The organism is Helicobacter pylori (assembly GCA_008032935.1).
GTDB lineage: Bacteria > Campylobacterota > Campylobacteria > Campylobacterales > Helicobacteraceae > Helicobacter > Helicobacter pylori_CX.
The window spans coordinates 1256863-1278724 of sequence record CP032039.1; the positions used below are offsets into that span (position 1 = coordinate 1256863).

Below are 21862 nucleotides of genomic sequence, written 5' to 3' on the forward strand. Positions count from 1 at the left end.
AAATGGGTTATAATAAAGAAAATTTGATTATTGAATGCAAACACTAAGGGATACCATAAAAAACATTCCCCTAAGGACTTTCATTTTACTCTATAAAAGCTCACCAAAATGTGTTGTGTTGGCATCAATTATAGTGCTATTTGTCGGCATTATTCCATCTCTAAATATTTTGTTATGATAAGATTGATTGATATTGTGGTAGACCTATTGCAAAATCATACGCATTTTGAATACAGCTTGCTGTTACCAACTTTGCTACTATGGGGAGCCTTGCTGTTTTTAACGCATGTGTTCTCAGGAATTTCATCAAGCTTGCAAACCATTATTGCTGAACAATTTTCTATAAACATCATCACTCAGCTTGCTAATAAACTCACAAAAGTTAAAAATCTAAATTTTTTTGAAAACAAAGATCACACTATTAAGCTTAACGCTATCCATAATGGACTGCACATCCGTCCCCTAAATTATGTCAGTAATCTATTTTTTAACTTGCAACGCATTATAGGGCTTGTGAGTCTGTTTGGGATATTATTTTCTATTAGTATTTATCTACCCTTTATAATGATTTTTGCAACAATGCCTTGTATTCTCATATCCAACCATATAGCAAAAAAACATAGCGCTTCCATAGATAAGCTTCAAGACCAAAAAGAGAGTATGCAAAATTACCTATACTCTGGATTAGATAACCAAAAAAACAAGGACAACCTATTATTTAACTTCATGCTAAATTTTCATCATAAATTTATTGAAAACAAAGAATTATATATCAATCATTTTGTGAAAATCGCCCAAAAAAACTTAATGCTTACCATATATGCTGATATTTTAACCACCACTCTAAGTATCGCACTATTTTTTCTAATGGTTTTTATTATTCTTTCAAAATCCATTGGTGTGGGAGCAATTGCTGGATATATCCAAGTATTTAGCTCTACTGAGCAGCAACTACAAGATTTGTCGTTTTATGGAAAGTGGTTTTTTACTATCAATAAATATTTTGAAAATTATTTTTATATATTAGATTACAAAACACCAAAACCAGAAACACAAATCAAATTAGAAGAAAAAATCCATAGCATTACATTTGAAAATGTTAGTTTCTCTTATCCTAATTCAAAGCTTATTTTTGAAAATTTTAATCTCTCTTTACACTCTGATAAAATTTATGCATTAGTCGGCAAGAATACTAGCGGAAAAACTACGCTGATTAAACTATTGTTAGGTTTTTATACCCCAAATTCAGGTCAAATTATTATCAATAATAAATACTCATTACAAGATTTAGAGCTAAACAGCTACCACCAACAAATGAGCGCTGTATTCCAAGATTTTTCTCTTTATGCTGGGTATAGCATTAATGATAATCTTTTTATGCAAAACAATATCACTAAAGAGCAATTAAAACAAAAGAGAGAAATGCTAAAATCTTTTGATGAGAATTTTCAAAATTGTCTTAATGATTACAGCAACGCATTATTTGGAGCGCAATATAATGGGGTAGATTTTTCTTTGGGCCAAAAGCAACGCATAGCTACCATAAGAGCCTTTTTAAAACCAAGTAATTGCATTGTTTTAGATGAACCAAGCAGTGCCATCGATCCCATTATGGAAAAAGAGTTTTTAGATTTTATTTTTAAAAAATCGCAATCTAAAATGGCTTTAATCATTACACACCGCATGGGTAGCGTCAAACAGGCTGATGAAATTATTGTGTTAGACAAAGGCAAACTTATAGAACAGGGCAACTTTGAAACCCTTATAAAGAAACAGGGCTTATTTTCTGAATTATATTTGAAGCAACAATACTAACGAGCGCTTAAAATGTTTGGTAATTTTGGGTATAATCTCAAAAGATTCAAATTTAAACAAGGAATGCCACCATGTTTGGGAATAAGCAGTTACAGCTTCAAATCAGTCAGAAAGATTCTGAGATTGCGGAGTTAAAAAAAGAAGTCAATCTCTATCAAAGCCTTTTAAATTTGTGCTTGCATGAAGGTTTTGTAGGTATTAAAAACAATAAAGTCGTTTTTAAAAGCGGGAATCTTGCAAGCTTAAACAATTTAGAAGAACAAAGCGTTCATTTTAAAGAAAATGCAGAGAGCGTTAATTTGCAAGGGGTTTCTTATTCTTTAAAAAGCCAAAATATTGATGGCGTGCAGTATTTTTCACTAGCCAAAAAAACAGGGGGTGTGGGGGAATACCATAAAAATGATTTGTTTAAGACTTTTTGCGCGAGCTTAAAAGAAGGCTTAGAGAACGCGCAAGAAAGCATGCAGTATTTCCATCAAGAAACAGGCTTGCTCTTAAATGCGGCTAAAAATGGCGAAGCGCATTCTACTGAAGGATTAGGGACCGTTAATAAAACGGGTCAAGACATTGAATCGCTTTATGAAAAGATGCAAAACGCCACTTCGCTAGCGGACTCTCTCAACCAACGGAGCAATGAAATCACTCAAGTCATTTCTTTGATTGATGATATTGCAGAACAAACCAATCTCTTAGCCCTAAACGCCGCTATTGAGGCTGCGCGAGCGGGCGAGCATGGGAGAGGGTTTGCGGTGGTGGCTGATGAGGTGAGAAAACTCGCTGAAAAAACCCAAAAAGCCACTAAAGAAATCGCTGTTGTCGTTAAAAGCATGCAACAAGAAGCGAACGATATTCAAACCAATACCCACGATATTAATTCTATTGTAGGCTCTATTAAAGGCGATGTGGAAGAGCTTAAATCCACCGTAAAAAATAACATGATTGTCGCGCAAGCGGCAAAATACACCATCTACAATGTCAATAACCGGGTGTTTTGCGGTCTGGCTAAACTGGATCATGTGGTCTTTAAAAACAATCTTTATGGCATGGTTTTTGGTCTCAACTCCTTTGATATTACTAGCCATAAGAATTGCCGCTTAGGCAAATGGTATTATGAGGGCGCGGGCAAAGAGAATTTTTCCAACACTTCAGGCTATAGAGCTTTAGAAAGCCACCATGCGAGCGTGCATGCTGAAGCTAATGATTTGGTTAAAGCCGTTCAAGAAGACCACATTACCGATTCAAAATACCTAGAGCATAAAGTGCATTTAATGGAAGATAGCGCTAAGCATGTCAAAGAAAATATTGATAAGATGTTTTACGAAAAACAAGACGAACTCAATAAGATCATTGAAAAAATCCAAAAAGGCGAATGATTTTATTCAATGAAGTGTTTTGATGTTTTCTAAATCTTTAGAAGCCCTACGCCATGCCAAACGCTACCGCAAAAGAGAGTTGTTTGACCCTTTATTAAAGGATTACGCTTCTAATGATTATTTGGGTTTGAGCGTTAAAAAAGATTTGCTTCAAAACGCTTTTAATAAGCTCCAATCCTTTGTTTCTCATTCCCCCAAGGCTTCCATGCTAGTGAATGGCTACCACTCTTTGCATGCAGAGTTAGAAGAACGATTAGCAAGTTTGTTGGGGTTTGAAAGCGCTCTTTTAGTGGGGAGTGGTTTTTTGGGCAATCTGGCTTTAATAGACACCCTATTAGTCAAAAACGCCCTCTTATTCATGGACGCACACTACCATGCAAGCGGGATTTTTAGCACCAAAGCTAAACCTAATCAAGTGGTTTTTTTCTCGCACAATGACGCTAAAGATTTACAACAAAAACTCTTTAACGCTCCTAAAAACAAGCTCAAATTCATAGCCATTGAGGGGGTTTATTCTATGGATGCGAGCGTCGCTCCTTATGATTTTTATGAAATCGTTCAAGAGACTCCTAACGCTTTTTTAATCGTAGATGAAGCCCATAGTTTTGGGACTATCGGCGAGAATTTATTGGGTTTTTTAGAATATTATCGCATCAAAGAAAAGGACAAAATCATTAAACTCAGCACTTTTTCTAAAGCCCTTGCGAGCTATGGGGCGTGTATTTTAGCCCCTTTACAGGTCATAGAGTTTTTAACTAATCGCGCTAAAAGCGTGATTTACACCACCGCTTTAAGCCTGTTAGACACCGCTTTAACTTTAGCCCATTTAGAATACTTTATCGCGCAAAAACAAGAATTAAAAAATGAGCTTAGCAAACACCAACAGATTATTTTTGAAACTTTAGGTATTAGAACGCTCGCAGGATTTTTTACTTTAGAGTTTGAAAACAATCCCGCTCTTTTAAACGCTCATCATTTTTTGAAAGAAAAAGGGTTTTTAGTGGGAGCTATCCGCCCTCCCACGGTTTCTAAACCCCTTTTGCGCGTCTCTTTGTCTCTCAAAAACAGCTTAGAAGACACTAAAGAGCTTGCAAACACCCTTTTAGATTATTCTAAAATACAATCTTCTTTTAAGAGTGGTTAAATGCTAAAAAAGATTTTTTATGGTTTTATCGTTTTATTTTTGATTATCATAGGGTTATTGGCCATTCTTATCGCTCAAGTCTGGGTAACTACGGATAAGGATATTGCCAAAATTAAAGATTATCGCCCGGGCGTCGCTTCACAGATTTTAGACCGAAAAGGGCGTTTGATCGCTAATATTTATGATAAGGAATTCCGTTTTTATGCGCGTTTTGAAGAAATCCCCCACGATTTGTTGAAAGCCTTTTAGCGGTAGAAGACACCCTCTTTTTTGAGCATGGGGGATTAATTTGGACGCTATCATGCGTGCTATGATTAAAAACGCTAAAAGCGGTCGTTACACCGAAGGGGGTAGCACTCTAACCCAACAACTCGTTAAAAACATGGTGCTCACGCGAGAAAAAACCCTGACCAGAAAGCTCAAAGAAGCCATCATTTCTATACGCATTGAAAAAGTCTTAAGCAAAGAAGAAATTTTAGAGCGCTATTTGAACCAAACTTTTTTTGGGCATGGGTATTATGGCGTGAAAACCGCAAGCTTAGGGTATTTTAAAAAACCTCTTGACAAACTCACGCTTAAAGAAATCGCCATGTTAGTCGCCTTACCCAGAGCCCCAAGTTTTTATGACCCTACCAAAAATTTAGAATTTTCACTCTCTAGGGCTAATGATATTTTAAGGCGGTTGTATTCTTTAGGCTGGATTTCTTCTAACGAGCTCAAAGGCGCTCTCAATGAAGTGCCAATCGTTTATAACCAAACTTCCACGCAAAATATCGCTCCCTATGTCGTGGATGAAGTGTTGAAGCAATTGGATCAATTAGACGGGTTAAAAACTCAAGGCTATACCATAAAGCTCACGATAGATTTGGATTACCAACGCTTAGCGTTAGAGTCTTTGCGTTTTGGGCATCAAAAAATCTTAGAAAAAATCGCTAAAGAGAAGCCAAAAACTAACGCCTCTAATGATGAAGATGAAGACAACTTGAACGCCAGCATGATAGTTACAGAAACGAGCACCGGTAAGATTTTAGCTTTAGTGGGGGGATTGATTATAAAAAAAGTGCTTTCAATCGCGCCACGCAAGCCAAACGGCAATTTGGGAGCGCGATAAAACCCTTTGTGTATCAAATCGCTTTTGATAATGGCTATTCCACGACTTCCAAAATCCCTGATACCGCGCGAAACTTTGAAAATGGCAATTATAGTAAAAACAGCGAACAAAACCACGCATGGCACCCCAGCAATTATTCTCGCAAGTTTTTAGGGCTTGTAACCTTGCAAGAAGCCTTGAGCCATTCGTTAAATCTGGCTACGATTAATTTAAGCGATCAGCTTGGCTTTGAAAAAATTTATCAATCTTTAAGCGATATGGGGTTTAAAAACCTCCCTAAAGATTTATCTATCGTGTTAGGGAGCTTTGCTATCTCACCCATTGATGCAGCTGAAAAGTATTCTCTATTTTCTAATTACGGCACCATGCTCAAACCCATGCTCATTGAAAGCATCACTAACCAACAAAACGATGTCAAAACTTTCACGCCTATGGAAACCAAAAAGATCACCTCCAAAGAACAGGCTTTTTTAACCCTTTCAGTGCTGATGAATGCGGTAGAAAACGGCACGGGGCGTTTGGCTCGCATTAAAGGTTTAGAAATTGCCGGTAAAACTGGGACTTCTAACAACAATATTGATGCTTGGTTCATTGGCTTTACCCCCACCTTACAAAGCGTGATCTGGTTTGGGAGGGACGATAACACGCCTATTAGCAAAGGAGCGACAGGAGGCGTTGTGAGTGCGCCTGTGTATTCGTATTTCATGCGTAATATTTTAGCGATTGAACCCTCTTTAAAAAGAAAGTTTGATGTCCCCAAAGGCTTGCGTAAAGAAATCGTGGATAAAATCCCCTACTATTCAACCCCCAATTCCATCACCCCCACCCCTAAAAAAACCGACGATGGCGAAGAACCCTTATTGTTCTAAGCCTACATGGCTATAGGGACTTTAATGTCTCCGTAATTGATAGAATCTTTAAAGATTTCTTCCACTTTAGCCACAAGGATACTCACCGCTTGATTGTCTAAGGCCATTTTATGCAACCCTTCGCTCAAAGCGTCCTTATCAAAACCACGTGCACGCACCAACGCAAACACTTCCTCATTGTTAGGATTGATATAAATCCCTAAACGATCCACATTCATCAAGCTGTCATAAATGGGCTGTGTCATTTGGATAAACATTTCATTAGTGATCTTTTGCTTGATGCGATTGGTTTTGGAAAGGTAAGCTTCTTTAAGTTTATGCACAATATTTTGTGCCACTCTTATTGTCGCTCTCTTGGTAGCGATTTTTTCTATCTCTTCAGTTGTCTTACCATCTACAATGTGCGAGCTATCCACCCCTTGCGTGAGATACTGGCTGCGATTTTGCAACATCCAATAAGGCACATCTTGTAAAAAAGAATTTCTTTGTGAAGTGTTTGGGCAAGTGCAAGCCTGTAACATTAAAACACCCAACCCGCATAAAACCAATTGCTTGCTTTTTAAAAAAGATTTTTCTAACACGCTATCCCCTTTGATTTTGATTTTACAGAGTGTAACATAAATCTTTAAGATTTTAAACAATAATTAGGTAAAAAAATAAAAAAAATAAAACGATTAAATAATTGTTAAAAAAATCAACACGCAGTTGAGCATTAGAATAAGCCGGGTTCTGTCAATGGATGGCCATTTATCTGGGAAATATTTTGCAATATTCCTCAAGCGAAGCACGTATCAATTTAGACTTACCATGCGCTTCTTGCTACAAATTGGGTTTACCCAAACAAGCTAAATTGCTTTAGCTCTGGTGGGCTCTTACCCCACCCTTTCACCCTTACCTTAAAAAGGCGGTTTGCTTTCTGTGGCACTTTCCCTTAGCTTGCGCTAGCCATCCGTTAGATGGAATTTTGTCTAATGTAGCCCGGACTTTCCTCTATTCTAAAATAGCGACCATCTTCTAATGCGTTAGTATATTAGAAAAAAGTAGCTTTAAAAGAGTTTAAAAATTAAGGGTATAGAGAATATTTTTAGTATTCTCATAGCTCACAAGAATAAGCTCATTATCCCTAAACCCCCCAGCGCTGATATTTTTAATCTCTTTAGGCAAGCCATAAACTTCAAGAATCTCTTCTTTTATAGGGTCTATAACTAAAAGCGTGTTAAATTCTTTGCTGAACGCATAAAGCTTGTTATCTTTTAAAGCCAACGCGCTGATAACTAACTCGCCCAGTTCCCTTTTTTCTTTAAGTTTGGCATTACCCAGTTCCAGTAAAAACTCCCCATGCACCTGTTTGTCGCTATTGAGCATGGAGATAATCATCAAATCCTTATAGCGCTTGTTAGGAGCGGTGATCAAATAAGTGAATTTAGCCCCCCTTCTTGCAGTGCTAATATAATAGTTTTTCGCCCTAGAAGTTTTTAAGCGGCTGCGTTCCACTTCGTCAAAAGAGTTAGCCCCTTCTAAAAAATAAGGGAAATTTTTAAGCGCATTAGCGTTTTTGTTAGGAGTGATTTCTACGCTCGTTTTATTATTACCCATGATCACAATGTTTTCATCTTCGTTAAAATCCGCCCCCACGAACGCCCCCACCGTCGCGCTATAATAGCTATCCAACACCATATGGCCATGAATGGTTTTCAAATCGTTACCCACAAGATAAAGCCCTTGGTTTTCTGTAGTAAGAATCGCCCTGTCTTCATTGAAATTCAAATCCGTGATCGCTCCATTCAGTTTTAAGGGAAGTTCTTCTTTTTTTCCAATCTTTAGAGTTTTTGTAATTTCTAAAGGCGAACGCTCATAATCATTATCTTTAGGCAAAGCGCTCAATTTCAAAGGCTCGCCCACACCTCTTCTGCCTAAAACGCTTCTTGGGAATTTCAAATGATCCCAATTCTCCATAGACCAGACCGATTCTTTCAAATTCCACGAAAACCGCACCGGATCGCTTTGCCCTATGTAAGGGAAAGGCCCGGTAGAAACAAACGCCTGTATTGCATTAGAACCCACCACCATAAAGAAAACATAAAAAGCGCTTTTTTGGAGTGCGTTTAACAAACGATCTTTAAAAGGTTGGGTATTAGGGGCAAAAAAGAGCAAAACCGCTAAAAGCGCCACCACGCTAAAAAAGACAAAAAGCGCCCAAAACTGCGTGTGCAAGCCCAAAATAGCGAGCGCAAAGCCCTGCCCCACATCTTCTAAGGCATGGCTACCGGTATGATAGAAGCTCTCATACAACCCGCTACTAGCCATAAGTAACAGCAAAGCAATGTATTTAGGCTTAAACCCAAAACGCACCACCAAAAGCGCCACCGCCCCTATTAAAATCATGTTGATACGTTGCGCCCAGCAAAAAATACAAGGCGAATCTTTCAAAACATAGCCAAAATAAAAATTCGCCAAACCCACAGGAAAGATCAAAATCCCTAAAATTGCCAAAGAAAAAAGATTGTAAAATCGGGTTTCTTTATCCATGCATCCCCCTTATAGATTCATGTTAGGCAAAACGCTAGAGCTGTGGGCTATAAAAATAATAAACTCCACCAACCACACCACCATCAAAATCCCAAACGCCCAATTTTCTTTTTCAGGCTTTTTAAACGCTATCAAAATAGCGGCTAGACTTAAGATTAGTCCCAAAAACTCCATGCCGTTCCTTAAAGTTTTCGTAGGATTATACTCAAAAACAAACTATTGGATAAATAAAAGATTAGAAGCGAGACCACTCAAGCGGTTTTAACCCCTTTTATTTCCAATCAATACACCACGCTTAAACGCTCTTTAAAGCTAGCGTTGAGATTGAGAAAGGCTTGCAAGTCTATTTCTTCATAGCCGTCTAAAAATATCATTTCGTTTTTACTTTTGGCTAAATATTCTTGCACTTCTTCATCGCACACGATACAAAAGTAAGCGTCTTCGCATTTATAGAGTTTGTCTTTGATGATAATCTCTAGCGCACAATTGAGCGTTTTGCCGCATTGTAAGGCTAAATTTAGGGCTTTGTCAAAGGGCGTTAAATGGGAATGGTTGAAAAGCGTTATTTCTTCTTTGTCGTTTGTAATTTGCGCTTTGTCTTGTAAGGTATAAACTTTAAAGCCCAAATCCAAACCGCTATCTTTTGAGATTATTTTTTGAGCGGCTCTTTTGACCCTTTCTATGGTAATATCGCTAATGACAGGCTTTGCGCTGTTTAAAACATTCTTGCAAAAATCATAAGCGCTTTTATCTTCTTTTATCTCTTCATCAATTTGAACTAAAATAAATTCCCTATTGCCTTGATCTTCTGCGTTTAATTCCATCACCGCATGCGCAGTCGTCCCGCTCCCAGCGAAAAAATCTAAGATGATGTCGTTTGAATTTGTAGAAGTTGAATGCAAAATAATTTTTTTCATAAATTCTACGCCTTTTGGATAAGGAAAATATTCTCCCATTCCCAAACTTAAAAGCTCTTTAGTCGCCGCTTGGTTCATATAACAATTATCGCTAAATATCAAACTATCAAAAGTCTTTTTTGTGGTTTTTAAATCCTTCAAATAGTGTTTATATATAAAAATGCGCTCGTTTTCTTTATGTTCTTTTTTAAATACTAAACGCCTTTCATCAATAAAATTTTGTATTGTTTTTTCTGTAAAAACCCAAGACCTACCTTCTGGAGGATATTCAATAGCTTTAGTATATGGATTAGTAAGTGGAAAATTTTGTATTTTAGCATAACCTGGTTTTGTAGGATTACCTGATGTCCACGCTCCATTAGGATCGTTATCGGGGTTTTTGTAATTCTCTAAATTCTTTTCTCCTCCCAAGAGATTTGTATAATTTTTATCTTTAGCATAGCAAAGTAAAAATTCATGCTGGTAATTTAATCCGATTTTTGCATCATTTGTTGTGGATTTTGTTTTACGGATAAAGTCTCCAACAAAATTATCCTCCCCAAAAATTTCATCGCACAAGATTTTTAAATTCGCGCATTCGTTATCGTCAATGCTAATAAAAATCACGCCATCCTCTTTAAGCAAATCGCGTGCTAATTTTAAGCGAGGCAGCATGAAAGAGAGCCACCCACTATGCGTCCCGCTCCCTTGAGTGTTTTTAAAAAATTTCAAGCTCTCGCTTTCTATCTCCTTTCCGTTTTCATCTATTTCCATTAAGCCCACTTCCCTTAAAATCTTTTGATAATCTTTCCTGAAATTATCCGGATAAATAAAATTTTCGTTTGTCGTATTGTAAGGCGGATCAATGTAAATCATTTTGATTTTTTCGCTATAAGCGGATTTTAAGAGTTTGAGTGCATCAAGATTGTCGCCTATGATAATAGCGTTGTTGGGGTGTTTGCTGGCTGAAGTTTGGGGCGTAAAAATTTCTTGTAATTTGAGTTGTTTTTGGCAAGGTTCAGAATAAAGAGCGTTAGCAAGCCCTTTGCCCGTCCAAGTGAGCTCATAGCCGCTGATATCATTCATGCTTTCATTAAAGCCTAAAAGCATTTTGATAGCACTTAAGCTCACTTGTCCGTCTTTTATCGTTTGTGGGAAATTCTTTAAAAGCATGTCAAAAAGGGGGTTATTTTCTTGCTGGCTTTGGATAATGTTGACACCCATTTTTTTGGCTTGATTTTTGTCTGTCATGGCGTTTCCTTTAATGCGCTTTTAAGCGCACTTAATAAATCTTGTTTGTTAATGCGTGTGGCAAAAATAACTCGTATTTCTTTTTTCGCGTTCTTTAGATTTTGAGATAGCGTTTCAAAAAAGATCTTAGCGTAGTCCATTTTACGCTTTTCATCTGGTGGGATATCGCTTTCTTTTTCATAACCTTTGGTTTCGCAAACAAAAAAGATTTTTGCACCCTTTTCATCTTTAAGCAAATAAGCAAAATCAGGCTCATAGTTTTTATAAGGCGTTGGGATTTTAAATTTAGGGAGCTTGGCAAAAACTTCTATGCTTTTACCTTCCAGTGTTTGCACGCCCTCTTCACTCACTTCTTCTTCAATTTTAGAATCATAAATGATCGTCTCATAAAGATAGTTTTGGCTTGGAGTTTGTGCGCTTTTGTATTTGCCTAATTTGTGTTTTTCAATCTCATTTTTGGGCGAGCCATCTTCACAATAAAGCGGATCGGTTTTATCAAAAGCCGTATTAGAAAAGGCGTTTTGGCAAAATTCATAACTCACGCAAGAAAGCAAATTTTCATGCAACTTATCTTTAATGATGCCTTTAAGCAATTTAAAGGCTTTTTTGGGTGAGTTTGTAAAATGCTCTTTGTTTAAAGCGTTGTAGAGTTCAAGCGTGAATTTTAAGGGTAAGCGCTCATCTTTGGCAAAGTCAAGCAGAAGCGCGTTTATTTCTTTTTGTAGGGCATTAGCGTAGTTTTTGACTTTTAGGGTGTTTGATTGCTCTGTGATGATTTGATTTGTTTTTGCATCATACCTTTTGCTTTCAAAGATGATTGCCTCACATATCACATGGCTTTCATTAAACGCTTTGGCGATAGATTCTATCAGCTTGTTTTTTTGGATATTTTGATAGCTTAATTGGCTTTGAGCGTTGATGGTTTGCCATAACTCTTTAAATTCCTTAGCTAAATTTTGGCGGATTTTGACTTTTTCTGGGGGCTGATTGGCGTTTATAATTTGATTGCGCTTGTTGGTTAGATCTTCAGCCATTTTAAAGGCGCTTAAAACAGCGTGATATTCTTCATCGCTTAAAAAGCTTTTTATCCTTTCTTCGTTGTTTTGCATTATCTCGCAAATAGGGGCAATGATTTTGTAAGTGTTGTTTGTTTCGTCAAATTCTACGGCGTTTAATATTTCTAATGCATCGCAAAATTGATTGATCTTTCTTTCATTAAGCCCTAAATTGGCTAAATTCTCTCTGTCTAGCGCACTGCCACCACCAATAAAGTTGCTCGCTTCAATCTCTTTTTGCAAACCCTCTATAAAGCCCACTTCTTCGCCGCTCACTAGCATATCAAGGTAGTTTATTTCATAAAAAGCGTTGTCATTGCCTTTTAAAAATCCATGCGTAACGCGCTTGCCCTCTTGATTAAGCGCGATCCTTAACCCGCGCCCCACTTGCTGATGGCGGCTTGTTTCGCTAGTGGAATTTGCCAATTTAATAAGAGTAAAAATGTTTGGATTATCCCAACCCTCTTGCAAAGCCCACACGCTAAAAATAAAACGCAAAGGCGTTTGAAACGAAAGCAGTTTTTCTTTTTCGCTCAAAATCATCTTAATATCGTTGGCTTCAATATTTTCTTTGCTGCTTTCTTTTTTGCCCTTATTGAACGCTACGCTATCGCCACTAAAATAGCCTTGATGGACGCGTAAATTACCGCTCTCATCAAAATCTCTCGCTAAATATTCTCTATAGCTTGGCGATAAATTTTCCTTTGTTAGAATTGAAGCGCGTTTGAGTTTGTAAAGCCTTTCAAATTCGGTTTTAATAAAGGGCGTGCCTTTGTTATCAATTTGCCTAAAATCCTCAATTTTTGGGATAAAAAACAGGCTTAACGCTTTAATATCTTGGTCAAATAAAAACGCCTCTTTTTTAAAATGCAAGGCAATGGCTTTTTCTAAAAGAGTGCTGATTTCATCTTGCGTGAGTTTATAAGAAGCCTTTTCAAGCGTAGCGCCATCGCTCAAATAAGCCTTGTCTTTGGTGGTTTTAACCAAGCTAACGCCGTTAAAAGAAGCGTTAATTTTGCCTAAATCCTCTCCCTTTGAAAGCGTGATTTGTTTAAGAATGCCCGCTTTGTAAAAGGCAATTTTTGCGCTTTTTGAATCCGCATTGAGCAAAAACGGGCTTTGCGCATCTTGCATGACAGAATGGATGCGGATTTGTTTGACAAGGTAATTTCTAAACGCGCTGATTGAATCCAAACAAAAGGCTACATTGCTTAAAGCATGCTCTTTTTCTTTGGCAAAAGTCGCCCCAAAGCGAAAATAAAGTGCGCCTATTTTACTAAAATACTTACCAAACGCCTCACCTTTAAGCAAATGCGGCTCGTCTATGATAGAAATAGGCTTTAAATCAGCGATATTTTCAAAAATGCTTTTGGTGTTAAAAAGGTTTTCGCTGTTTTTATTGAGTATGTTTCCCTCCTTGTCAATTGCGCTGTTAGTGAGGAGCAAAACGCTCAGCTCATCTTGGTTTTTAAGGTAATGGTTGATAATATTGCTTGGCGATTTAACCCCTTCATAAGTGTAGGTTTTCAGGTGGCGTTTGAATTCTAAATAAAAATAATCTTTCGTAAGGCGGATATTTTGCTTAACTGATTCTAAAATGGCTTTTCGCGGGACAAAGATGATGAATTTATTTTGCCCATAAGCCTTGTGGAGCGCAAAAATCAAATTCAAATAAGTGAAAGTTTTGCCCGTGCCTGTTTCCATTAAAACATCAACATTGAGCTTGCCGCTTAAATTTTTGACAGGAATTTCGCATGCGGCGTGAAATTGATTTAAACAATCTTTTAGATTTAAGGCATCGTGGCGCTTAAAATCAAAGCCATCTAAAAGCGTGATAATGTTATTAATACACTCTTGCTGGTAGTCTTGCTTTTCAAAAATCATTGGTGTTTTTGCCTTTGGTGTTTGCGAGCGTCTTAATCTAAAATGGGTAAAAACACAAAGCCCCTTTTTAGAGCTTGAGTTATCTTGAACCCATCACAATCAAGTTCTCAAAAATTTATTAAGAAAATCAATTCAAAACAAGAGTTTAGAGCCATTAAGCCCTAACTTTCAAAGCTTCTAAAGCATGTTTTTTGCCAATTTCAAAGGCTTTTTTGTTCGTGTCAGCGACTTTTGCAGGGACTTTTTTAAGCATGGTGTCTAGCACGATATTTTCTTCTACGCATTTGGTAAGCTCCACGGTAATGGCTAGCGCCACCACAGATTGCGTGATAATGTTACCCACTTCATCTTTAGCGATGCTGATAATGGGGATTTTATAAATTTGATACTTTTCTTCATCTTCTTTAGTGGGGGTTACTAGATTGGGATCAATGACAACGATACCGCCTTTTTTAATATCGCTTTTAAACTGGTTGTAGCTGATTTGAGCGACTGAAAGCATGAAATCAATCTCGCCCTCTTTAGCATAAGGGAAAATAATTTCATCTCTATCCAGCAAAATATCCACTTTAGTGGGCCCTCCACGCACTTGCGAAGTGTAGGTGGAAGTCTTAGTGCCATAGCCCCCACTCACAATTTTCGCCTCAGCTAAAATCTCTCCCGCTAACAGCACGCCTTGCCCTCCAACGCCCGTAAATCGTAATTGCACTTCCATTATTGTTTTCCTTGTGCTTTTTCAATGATTTCTTGATACGCTTCGCAATATTCTTTCCTGTCCGTGTCATGCTTTAAAACGCCTGTAGGGAATTTATCCACCCTTTCTTCAGGGCTCATGGCTTCAAATTGGCGTTTGCTCACCAATCGGCTTTCCATCCATTTTAGCATTTGAGACGCTTCGCCCATTTTATTCTTACGCCCTAAATTGATATGGCAATTGCTATGGACATCAAAGAAGCTAAAGCCCTTATGCGTGAAACCTTCTTTAAGCACTTTTTCTAATTTTTGAGGGTCTAAAACGCTCTCTCTAGCCACAAAACTCGCCCCGGCAGCGGTGGTTAAAGCACATGGGTCAAATTGGTTGTCAATATTCCCCCATTGAGCCGTAACTGTCCACATGCCATTAGGCGTGGTGGGCGAAGTTTGGGAGTTGGTCAAACCATAAATGAAATTATTCACTAAAATAAAATTCAAATCAATGTTTCTTCTGCATGCATGCATGGTGTGATTGCCTCCAATCGCAAAGCCATCGCCATCGCCAGAAACCACAATCACATGCTTACTAGGGTTAGCCATTTTAATCCCTGTCGCATACGCTACAGCCCTACCATGCGTGGTGTGAACGGTGTTGCAATTCACATACGAACTCATGCGCCCGCTGCAACCAATCCCACTCACCAAACACACATCATCCATTTTCCAACCTAAAGCGTCAATCGTGCGGATAATGGATTTCAAGATCACGCCATCGCCACAGCCCCAACACCACAAAGTGGGTATTTTATCCACACGCAAATATTCATCATAATTAAACGCCATTTTAAAGCTCCTTCAACTTTGCGATGATTTGTTTAGGCGAAATCGTGCGCCCATTGGCTTGCCCAAAGAAATGCACCTTTCTTTGCATAGCCCTTTCAATTTCTTCTAAATACTGCCCCTTATTCAATTCAATCACAAGGATTTTTTCGTATTTGTCCCCTATTTCTTTCAAGCGTTTAGCCGGGCTTGGCCATAAGGTTTTAGGCCTGAAAAAGCCGACTTTTTGCTTGCTCTCTTTGTTGTAATCTTTCAAGGCTTCTTTAACCGCTAGAGAAACCGAACCATAAGCGATGATAATAATTTCAGCGCCCTCTAAATCCATTTCCTCATTTTCATTGATAATGTCTTGTTTGGATTCAATCTTATTAAATAATCTGTCAATCAAATCCCCCCGATTTTAGCGTCTTCAGTAGGAAAGCCAATAGGCCCATGGTGCAAGCCTGAAACATGGTAGCGATAACCTTTAAAGAACGGGTTTAAAACAGCCGGCTCATCTTGTGCGACCCCATAAGGTTTGTAGTCTTTTTTATCGCCCACAAATTCCTTACGATTAATGGTCATCTTTTGCACTTCTTCTAAATCCGGGATTTGCACCTTGCCATACATATGCCCCACGGTTTCATCCATGAGCAAGAATACAGGAGTCATGAGCATTTCAGCCAAATTGAACGCGCGAACGGTTTCTGTGTAAGCTTCTTCCAAATTGGCAGGAGCGAGCGCAACGGCTTTAAAATCCCCATGTATGGGGTGTCTTAAGAAATTCACATCGCCTTGAGCCACACGAGTAGGCATTCCGGTTGATGGGCCTGAACGCATCACATCAGCGATCACTAAAGGGATTTCCGCCATGAAAGAATAACCGATTTGCTCCACTTTCAATGAAATACCAGGCCCAGAGCTTGCTGTCATAGACTTCGTCCCGCTCATGCTCGCTCCTAAAGACACGCTAATCCCGCTGATTTCATCTTCCATTTGGATAAAATGGCCGCCGCATTTGGGTAAAGCCACGCTCATCGCATGCATAATATCCGAACTCGGCGTGATAGGATAGCCCCCAAAAAACCGACACCCCACTTCAATCGCCGCTTTAGCGACTAATTCATTCCCGTCAGAAATAATCTCGCGCATTATTTGCCTCTCCCTTCTAAAATAGTCTCTTCTAAGAGCATGTATTTATTGGCCTTAACCTTTTCGCTTCTTTCTTGAGCCTCTTTAGAAACTTTAGCGAATTTGAAATCCTTCCTGTCAGCCACATAAATCGCAAAATCCGGGCAGTGCAACTCGCATTGCACGCAACCGATACAGCTCTCTGGGTAGGCTACTTTAGCCACTTTTCCAAGCACCCTTTCTTTTTCAATCCCCATGCCAAGAACCCCAGCCGGGCATACCGACACGCAAATATCACAACCCTTACACCTGTCTTCATTCACCCAAACGGCAACCCCATCTGGAGCGTTCATTTTAGCCATTCATTCTCCTTTGTGCTAAAAGCTGTTTTAAGCCCTAGCAATCAAAATTTGCCTAAAATTGTAGCAAGCCTTTTTTAATAAAATCTAAAATGCTTTAATAGTAAGAACTTAAAATTAAAATGAGAAAATACTAAACACTTTTTAACCAATTTAAAAGAAAAAACGCCCCATTAACCCTAATTTTAAAAATGATTATTAGAAAGATTGATGTTTTTTAAATGCTCCTTATAAGTCGTGCTGAAAGCATGTTTTTTATCCGGCATTTTCACAAAATACAAAAAGTTAGTTTTTTTAGGGAATACCACCGCCCTAATCGCTTCTAGGCTCACGCTCCCCACAGGATTTTTAGGCAAACCCTTAAATTTATAAGTGTTGTAGGGGGTATTATCGGTTTTAATGCGCTCTTTGGTCACTTTAGCGTGTGAAAATTCTTGGTAATTCAAAGCCCCATCCATTTGTAAAGGCATGCCTTTTTTCAAGCGGTTAAAAATCACGCTCGCAATCAGGGGCATTTCTTCAATATTAGCGGCTTCTTTTTGCACAATAGAAGCGAGAATGATTTTTTCAAACCACTCTTCTTTATGGTAGTATCCAAGCCATTGTTTGCTTAAAGATTCGTGTTTTTTCATGGATTGACCGATCAAAGTTTGCATGATTTTAAAAGCGTCCTCTCCTAAGGGCAAATGATAAGTGTCTGGCCATATCACCCCATCTTCTATCACAGCGCCATTCAATCGTGGCGCGATGCTTTCATAAGCTTCATTGAGATCGCCAACTCCTAATTGGTAAGTTTCGCTCAAAATTTGCGTGAAAAAATAGCGGGTTTCTCCAGGGATTAAAGTCGCGCTTTTTTGTGCCGCTTTTGCTTTGATCAAACGGACTAAAAAATCCCCCTTCCTTAAAGCCCCATCGCCCATGTCAATATAGCCTTTTTTAGGCATGCCCATTAGGCGCAACAAAAGCAAATCCAAAGCGTTAATATCCACGCCTTGCTCTTTCAAAGAAAAAAACACTTTTTTGAGCGAACCTTGCGGGACAACCACCACTTTGTTAGGATAAATTGGTATACTTAAATAAAAAAGAATACTGATGAATAAAAGAAAACATGTATCCAAGAAAGTGTTTAATGTCATTATCTTGTTTGTGGCAGTATTCACTCTTTTAGTCGTCATTCACAAAACCCTTTCAAACGGCATTCACATACAAAATTTAAAAATTGGAAAGCTTGGCATTTCTGAATTATACTTAAAACTCAATAACAAGCTTTCTTTAGAAGTTGAGCGGGTTGATCTCTCTTCTTTCTTCCATCAAAAACCCACTAAAAAGCGTTTAGAAGTTTCTGATTTGATTAAAAATATCCGTTATGGCATTTGGGCGGTGTCTTATTTTGAAAAGCTTAAAGTCAAAGAAATCATTTTAGACGATAAAAATAAAGCCAATATCTTTTTTGATGGGAGTAAATACGAGTTAGAATTTCCAGGAATCAAAGGGGAATTTTCCCTAGAAGACGATAAAAATATCAAGCTTAAAATCATCAATTTGCTTTTTAAAGACATTAAAGTCCAAGTGGATGGCAACGCCCACTATTCACCTAAAGCCAGGAAAATGGCGTTTAATTTGATTGTCAAGCCCTTAGTTGAACCCAGCGCTGCAATTTATTTGCAAGGGCTAACCGATTTAAAAACCATAGAATTAAAAATTAACACTTCCCCAATGAAAAGCCTAGCGTTTTTAAAGCCCCTTTTCCAACGCCAATCGCAAAAAAATTTAAAAACATGGATTTTTGATAAGATTCAATTTGCTAGCTTTAAGATTGATAACGCTTTAATCAAGGCTAATTTCACTCCTAGCGAGTTTGTCCCATCGCTTTTGGAAAATTCTGTAGTTAAAGCCACTTTGATTAAGCCTTCAGTCGTTTTTAATGATGGCTTATCGCCCATTAAAATGGATAAAACCGAATTGATTTTCAAAAACAAACAACTCCTCATACAGCCCCAAAAAATCACTTATGAAACCATGGAATTAACCGGCTCTTACGCCACTTTTTCCAATTTGTTAGAAGCCCCCAAGTTGGAGGTTTTTTTAAAAACGACCCCTAATTATTATGGCGATAGCATTAAGGATTTATTGAGCGCTTATAAAGTCGTTTTACCTTTGGATAAAATCAGCATGCCATCTAGCGCGGATTTGAAACTCACCTTACAATTCTTGAAAAACACCGCCCCCTTATTTAGCGTTCAAGGCAGCGTTAATTTGCAAGAAGGCGCCCTCTCGCTCTATAATATCCCCCTTTATACGCAAAACGCTAATATAAGCCTAGATATTACCCAAGAATACCAATACATCTACATAGAAACTACCCACACCCGCTATGAAAACATGCTGGATTTAGACGCTAAAATCGCTTTAGATTTAAACAAAAAAACCCTTTCTTTAGATTCTTTAGTCCATAAAATACGATTCAACACTAACAATAATATCAACATGCGTTCTTATGGCCTGAATAACGCCCAAGATAACCCACAGCCTGCTAAATTTTCTTTAGATTTAAAAAGCTTGCATTCTATCATTCAAGAGGGTGAAAACTCAGAGGTTTTTAGGAGAAAAATCATAGACACCATTAAAGCCCAAAGCGAAGATAAATTCACTAAAGATGTTTTCTACGCTACAGGAGACACTCTTAAAAACCTTTCTTTGAATTTTGATTTTTCTAACCCCAACCACATGCAATGGAGCGTTCCACAACTCTTATTAGAGGGCGAATTTAAAGATAACGCCTATGTTTTTAGGATCAAAGATTTGAAAAAAATCAAGCCCTATTCCCCTATTATGAAATATTTCGCCTTAGAAGATGGCTCTTTAGAAGTTTCTACGAGCGATTTTATTAATATTGATTTTTTCGCTAAAGATTTGAAAATCACTTTACCCATTTATCATAGCAACGGCAAGCAATTTGATTCCCTCTCTTTATTTGGCTCTATCAATAAAGATGAAATTTCTGTCTATACTCCAAGCAAAAGCATATCTATAAAAGTTAAGGGGGATCAAAAGGATATTACCCTTAATAACATTGATTTGAGTATTGATGATTTTTTAGATAGCAAGATGCCAGCTATTGCGGGATTATTCTCAAAAGAACGAAAAGAAAAGCCCAGTTCTAAAGAAATCCAAGATGAAGATGTTTTCATTAGCGCTAAACAACGCTATGAAAAAGCCCACAAAATTATCCCTATTTCTACACGCATCCATGCTAAAGATGTCGTGCTGATCTATAAAAAAATGCCTTTTCCTTTAGAAAATCTTGATATTGTCGCTCAAGACGACAGAGTGAAAATTGATGGCAATTATAAAAACGCCATGATCATGGCGGATTTAGTGCATGGGGCTTTGTATCTTAAGGCTCATAATTTTAGCGGAGATTATATCAACACCATCCTCCAAAAAGATTTCGTAGAAGGGGGCTTGTTCACGCTTATTGGGGCTCTTGAAGATCAGGTTTTCAATGGCGAATTGAAATTCCAAAACACAAGCTTAAAGAATTTCGCTCTCATGCAAAACATGATCAATCTCATCAACACCATTCCCTCCCTCATTGTCTTTAGGAACCCTCATTTAGGGGCTAATGGCTATCAAATCAAAAAGGGGTCTGTTGTTTTTGGGATCACTAAAGAATATTTAGGGTTAGAAAAAATTGATCTTGTCGGCAAAACGCTTGATATTGCTGGCAATGGGATCATTGAATTAGACAAAAACAAATTAGATTTGAATTTAGAAGTTTCCACTATCAAGGCTTTGAGCAATGTCTTAAATAAAATCCCTATTGTGGGCTATCTCGTTTTAGGAAAAGGAGGTAAAATCACCACTAATGTGAATGTCAAAGGCACGCTGGATAAGCCTAAAACCCAAGTAACTTTAGCGTCAGATATTATCCAAGCGCCTTTTAAAATCTTGCGCCGTATTTTCACGCCTATTGACATCATCGTGGATGAAGTCAAAAAAAACATTGATTCAAAAAGGAAATTAAAATGACGCTCAATGAAGCCATTAAAGACAAAACTTATGAAATTGTAGAAATCGCTAACTGCGATGAAGCCCTTAAAAAACGCTTCCTCTCTTTTGGTATCCATGAAGGGGTTCAATGCACCCTTTTGCATTATTCCATGAAAAAAGCCACGCTTTCAATTAAAATCAACCGCATTCAAGTGGCTTTAAGATCCCATGAAGCGCAATACCTTGTCATCAAAGAAAGCGTGCAAGAATGAGCTTGAAACGCGCTAAAAAAGCCCAACAGATCAAAGAACTGCTCTTAAAACATTACCCCAACCAAACCACCGAATTGCACCATAAAAACCCCTACGAATTATTGGTGGCTACCATTTTAAGCGCTCAATGCACGGACGCTAGAGTGAATCAAATAACTCCCAAGCTATTTGAAAAATACCCCAGCGTGAGTGATTTAGCCCTCGCTTCTTTAGAAGAGGTTAAAGAGATCATTAAATCCGTTTCGTATTCCAACAACAAAAGCAAGCATTTAATCAGCATGGCGCAAAAAGTGGTTAAAGATTTTAAGGGCGTTATCCCCTCTACGCAAAAAGAACTAATGAGCCTGGATGGCGTGGGGCAAAAAACCGCTAATGTGGTGCTTTCAGTGTGCTTTGACGCAAATTATATGGCGGTAGATACCCATGTGTTCCGCACGACGCACCGCTTAGGCTTAAGTAACGCTAAAGAGCCTATTAAAACCGAAAAGGAATTGAGCGATCTGTTTAAAGACAACCTATCCAAACTCCACCATGCCTTAATCTTGTTTGGCCGTTACACCTGCAAGGCTAAAAACCCCTTATGCGATGCGTGTTTTTTAAAAGAATTTTGCGTTTCTAAAGCTCGCTTTAAAGCGTAGTGGCTTTATTTGTTATAAAATTTATAGTAG

The 21862-nt window shown here is 38.1% G+C and carries 15 protein-coding genes, 1 other RNA gene and 3 pseudogenes; 8 read left to right on the forward strand and 11 right to left on the reverse strand.

The window, feature by feature from the left end; translation table 11 throughout:
• Window positions 1-174 precede the first annotated feature (174 nt).
• The 4 genes and pseudogenes from D2C78_06210 (at window position 175) to D2C78_06225 (ending at window position 6312) form a co-directional block, all read left to right on the forward strand.
• Complete coding sequence (locus D2C78_06210) at window positions 175-1815, forward strand: ABC transporter ATP-binding protein (GenBank protein ID QEF35828.1); 1641 nt, start codon at window positions 175-177, stop codon at window positions 1813-1815.
• A gap of 71 nt (window positions 1816-1886) precedes the next feature.
• A complete protein-coding gene (locus D2C78_06215) occupies window positions 1887-3188 on the forward strand; it encodes a hemolysin (GenBank protein QEF35490.1) in 1302 nt (433 codons plus the stop codon).
• Window positions 3189-3210: 22 nt separating this feature from the next.
• Window positions 3211-4332, forward strand: coding sequence for a pyridoxal phosphate-dependent aminotransferase family protein (locus D2C78_06220; protein QEF35491.1), 1122 nt, complete (start codon window positions 3211-3213; stop codon window positions 4330-4332).
• Window positions 4333-6312: pseudogene (locus tag D2C78_06225) on the forward strand (penicillin-binding protein).
• Between the two features lie 2 nt (window positions 6313-6314).
• Here D2C78_06225 and D2C78_06230 read toward each other — a convergent pair.
• Window positions 6315-6893, reverse strand: a complete 579-nt coding sequence (locus D2C78_06230; GenBank protein QEF35829.1) for a tumor necrosis factor alpha-inducing protein — start codon at window positions 6891-6893, stop codon at window positions 6315-6317.
• Between D2C78_06230 and D2C78_06235 the strand changes: the two are divergent.
• A pseudogene (locus D2C78_06235) lies at window positions 6805-6994 on the forward strand (hypothetical protein). The gene D2C78_06230 and the pseudogene D2C78_06235 overlap by 89 nt on opposite strands.
• Before the next feature lie 23 nt (window positions 6995-7017).
• Here the strand turns inward: D2C78_06235 and rnpB are convergent.
• The 10 genes and pseudogenes from rnpB to mltG all read right to left on the reverse strand — a co-directional run bounded on the left by rnpB (window position 7018) and on the right by mltG (window position 18104).
• An RNA gene (gene rnpB / locus D2C78_06240) (RNase P RNA component class A) lies at window positions 7018-7333 on the reverse strand.
• Window positions 7334-7368: 35 nt separating this feature from the next.
• Window positions 7369-8841, reverse strand: a complete 1473-nt coding sequence (locus D2C78_06245) for a disulfide bond formation protein B (protein QEF35492.1) — start codon at window positions 8839-8841, stop codon at window positions 7369-7371.
• Window positions 8842-8850: 9 nt separating this feature from the next.
• Entirely contained in the window at window positions 8851-9015 is a 165-nt protein-coding gene (locus D2C78_06250; protein QEF35493.1) for a hypothetical protein, read from the reverse strand.
• Between the two features lie 107 nt (window positions 9016-9122).
• Window positions 9123-10988: a site-specific DNA-methyltransferase gene (locus D2C78_06255; protein ID QEF35494.1), complete on the reverse strand. Its 1866-nt coding sequence runs from the start codon at window positions 10986-10988 to the stop codon at window positions 9123-9125.
• A complete protein-coding gene (locus D2C78_06260; protein QEF35495.1) occupies window positions 10985-13927 on the reverse strand; it encodes a DEAD/DEAH box helicase in 2943 nt (980 codons plus the stop codon). Before D2C78_06260 ends, D2C78_06255 begins: the two co-directional genes overlap by 4 nt.
• A 154-nt stretch (window positions 13928-14081) precedes the next feature.
• On the reverse strand, window positions 14082-14642 hold the full coding sequence (gene oorC, locus D2C78_06265) for a 2-oxoglutarate:acceptor oxidoreductase (protein ID QEF35496.1): 561 nt from the start codon (window positions 14640-14642) through the stop codon (window positions 14082-14084).
• Entirely contained in the window at window positions 14642-15463 is an 822-nt protein-coding gene (locus D2C78_06270; GenBank protein QEF35497.1) for a 2-oxoglutarate ferredoxin oxidoreductase subunit beta, read from the reverse strand. Before D2C78_06270 ends, oorC begins: the two co-directional genes overlap by 1 nt.
• Window position 15464: 1 nt before the next feature.
• Window positions 15465-16591, reverse strand: a pseudogene (locus tag D2C78_06275) (2-oxoglutarate synthase subunit alpha).
• Window positions 16591-16932, reverse strand: coding sequence for a 4Fe-4S dicluster domain-containing protein (locus D2C78_06280; GenBank protein ID QEF35498.1), 342 nt, complete (start codon window positions 16930-16932; stop codon window positions 16591-16593). The pseudogene D2C78_06275 and the gene D2C78_06280 overlap by 1 nt, the downstream one beginning before the upstream one ends.
• 182 nt (window positions 16933-17114) lie before the next feature.
• Window positions 17115-18104: an endolytic transglycosylase MltG gene (gene mltG / locus D2C78_06285; protein QEF35499.1), complete on the reverse strand. Its 990-nt coding sequence runs from the start codon at window positions 18102-18104 to the stop codon at window positions 17115-17117.
• On the opposite strand from mltG, the gene D2C78_06290 reads away from it, so the two are divergent.
• Genes D2C78_06290 through nth form a run of 3 tightly spaced genes read left to right on the forward strand, consistent with a single transcriptional unit; the run spans window position 18022 to window position 21832 of the window.
• Entirely contained in the window at window positions 18022-20961 is a 2940-nt protein-coding gene (locus D2C78_06290; GenBank protein ID QEF35500.1) for a DUF3971 domain-containing protein, read from the forward strand. The two genes, mltG and D2C78_06290, sit on opposite strands and share 83 nt — an antisense overlap.
• The gene (locus D2C78_06295; GenBank protein ID QEF35501.1) at window positions 20958-21194 is read left to right on the forward strand and encodes a hypothetical protein; all 237 of its coding nucleotides are present in this window, start codon (window positions 20958-20960) and stop codon (window positions 21192-21194) included. Before D2C78_06290 ends, D2C78_06295 begins: the two co-directional genes overlap by 4 nt.
• On the forward strand, window positions 21191-21832 hold the full coding sequence (gene nth, locus D2C78_06300) for an endonuclease III (protein ID QEF35502.1): 642 nt from the start codon (window positions 21191-21193) through the stop codon (window positions 21830-21832). The genes D2C78_06295 and nth overlap by 4 nt, the downstream gene beginning before the upstream one ends.
• The last annotated feature ends 30 nt before the right edge of the window (window positions 21833-21862 follow it).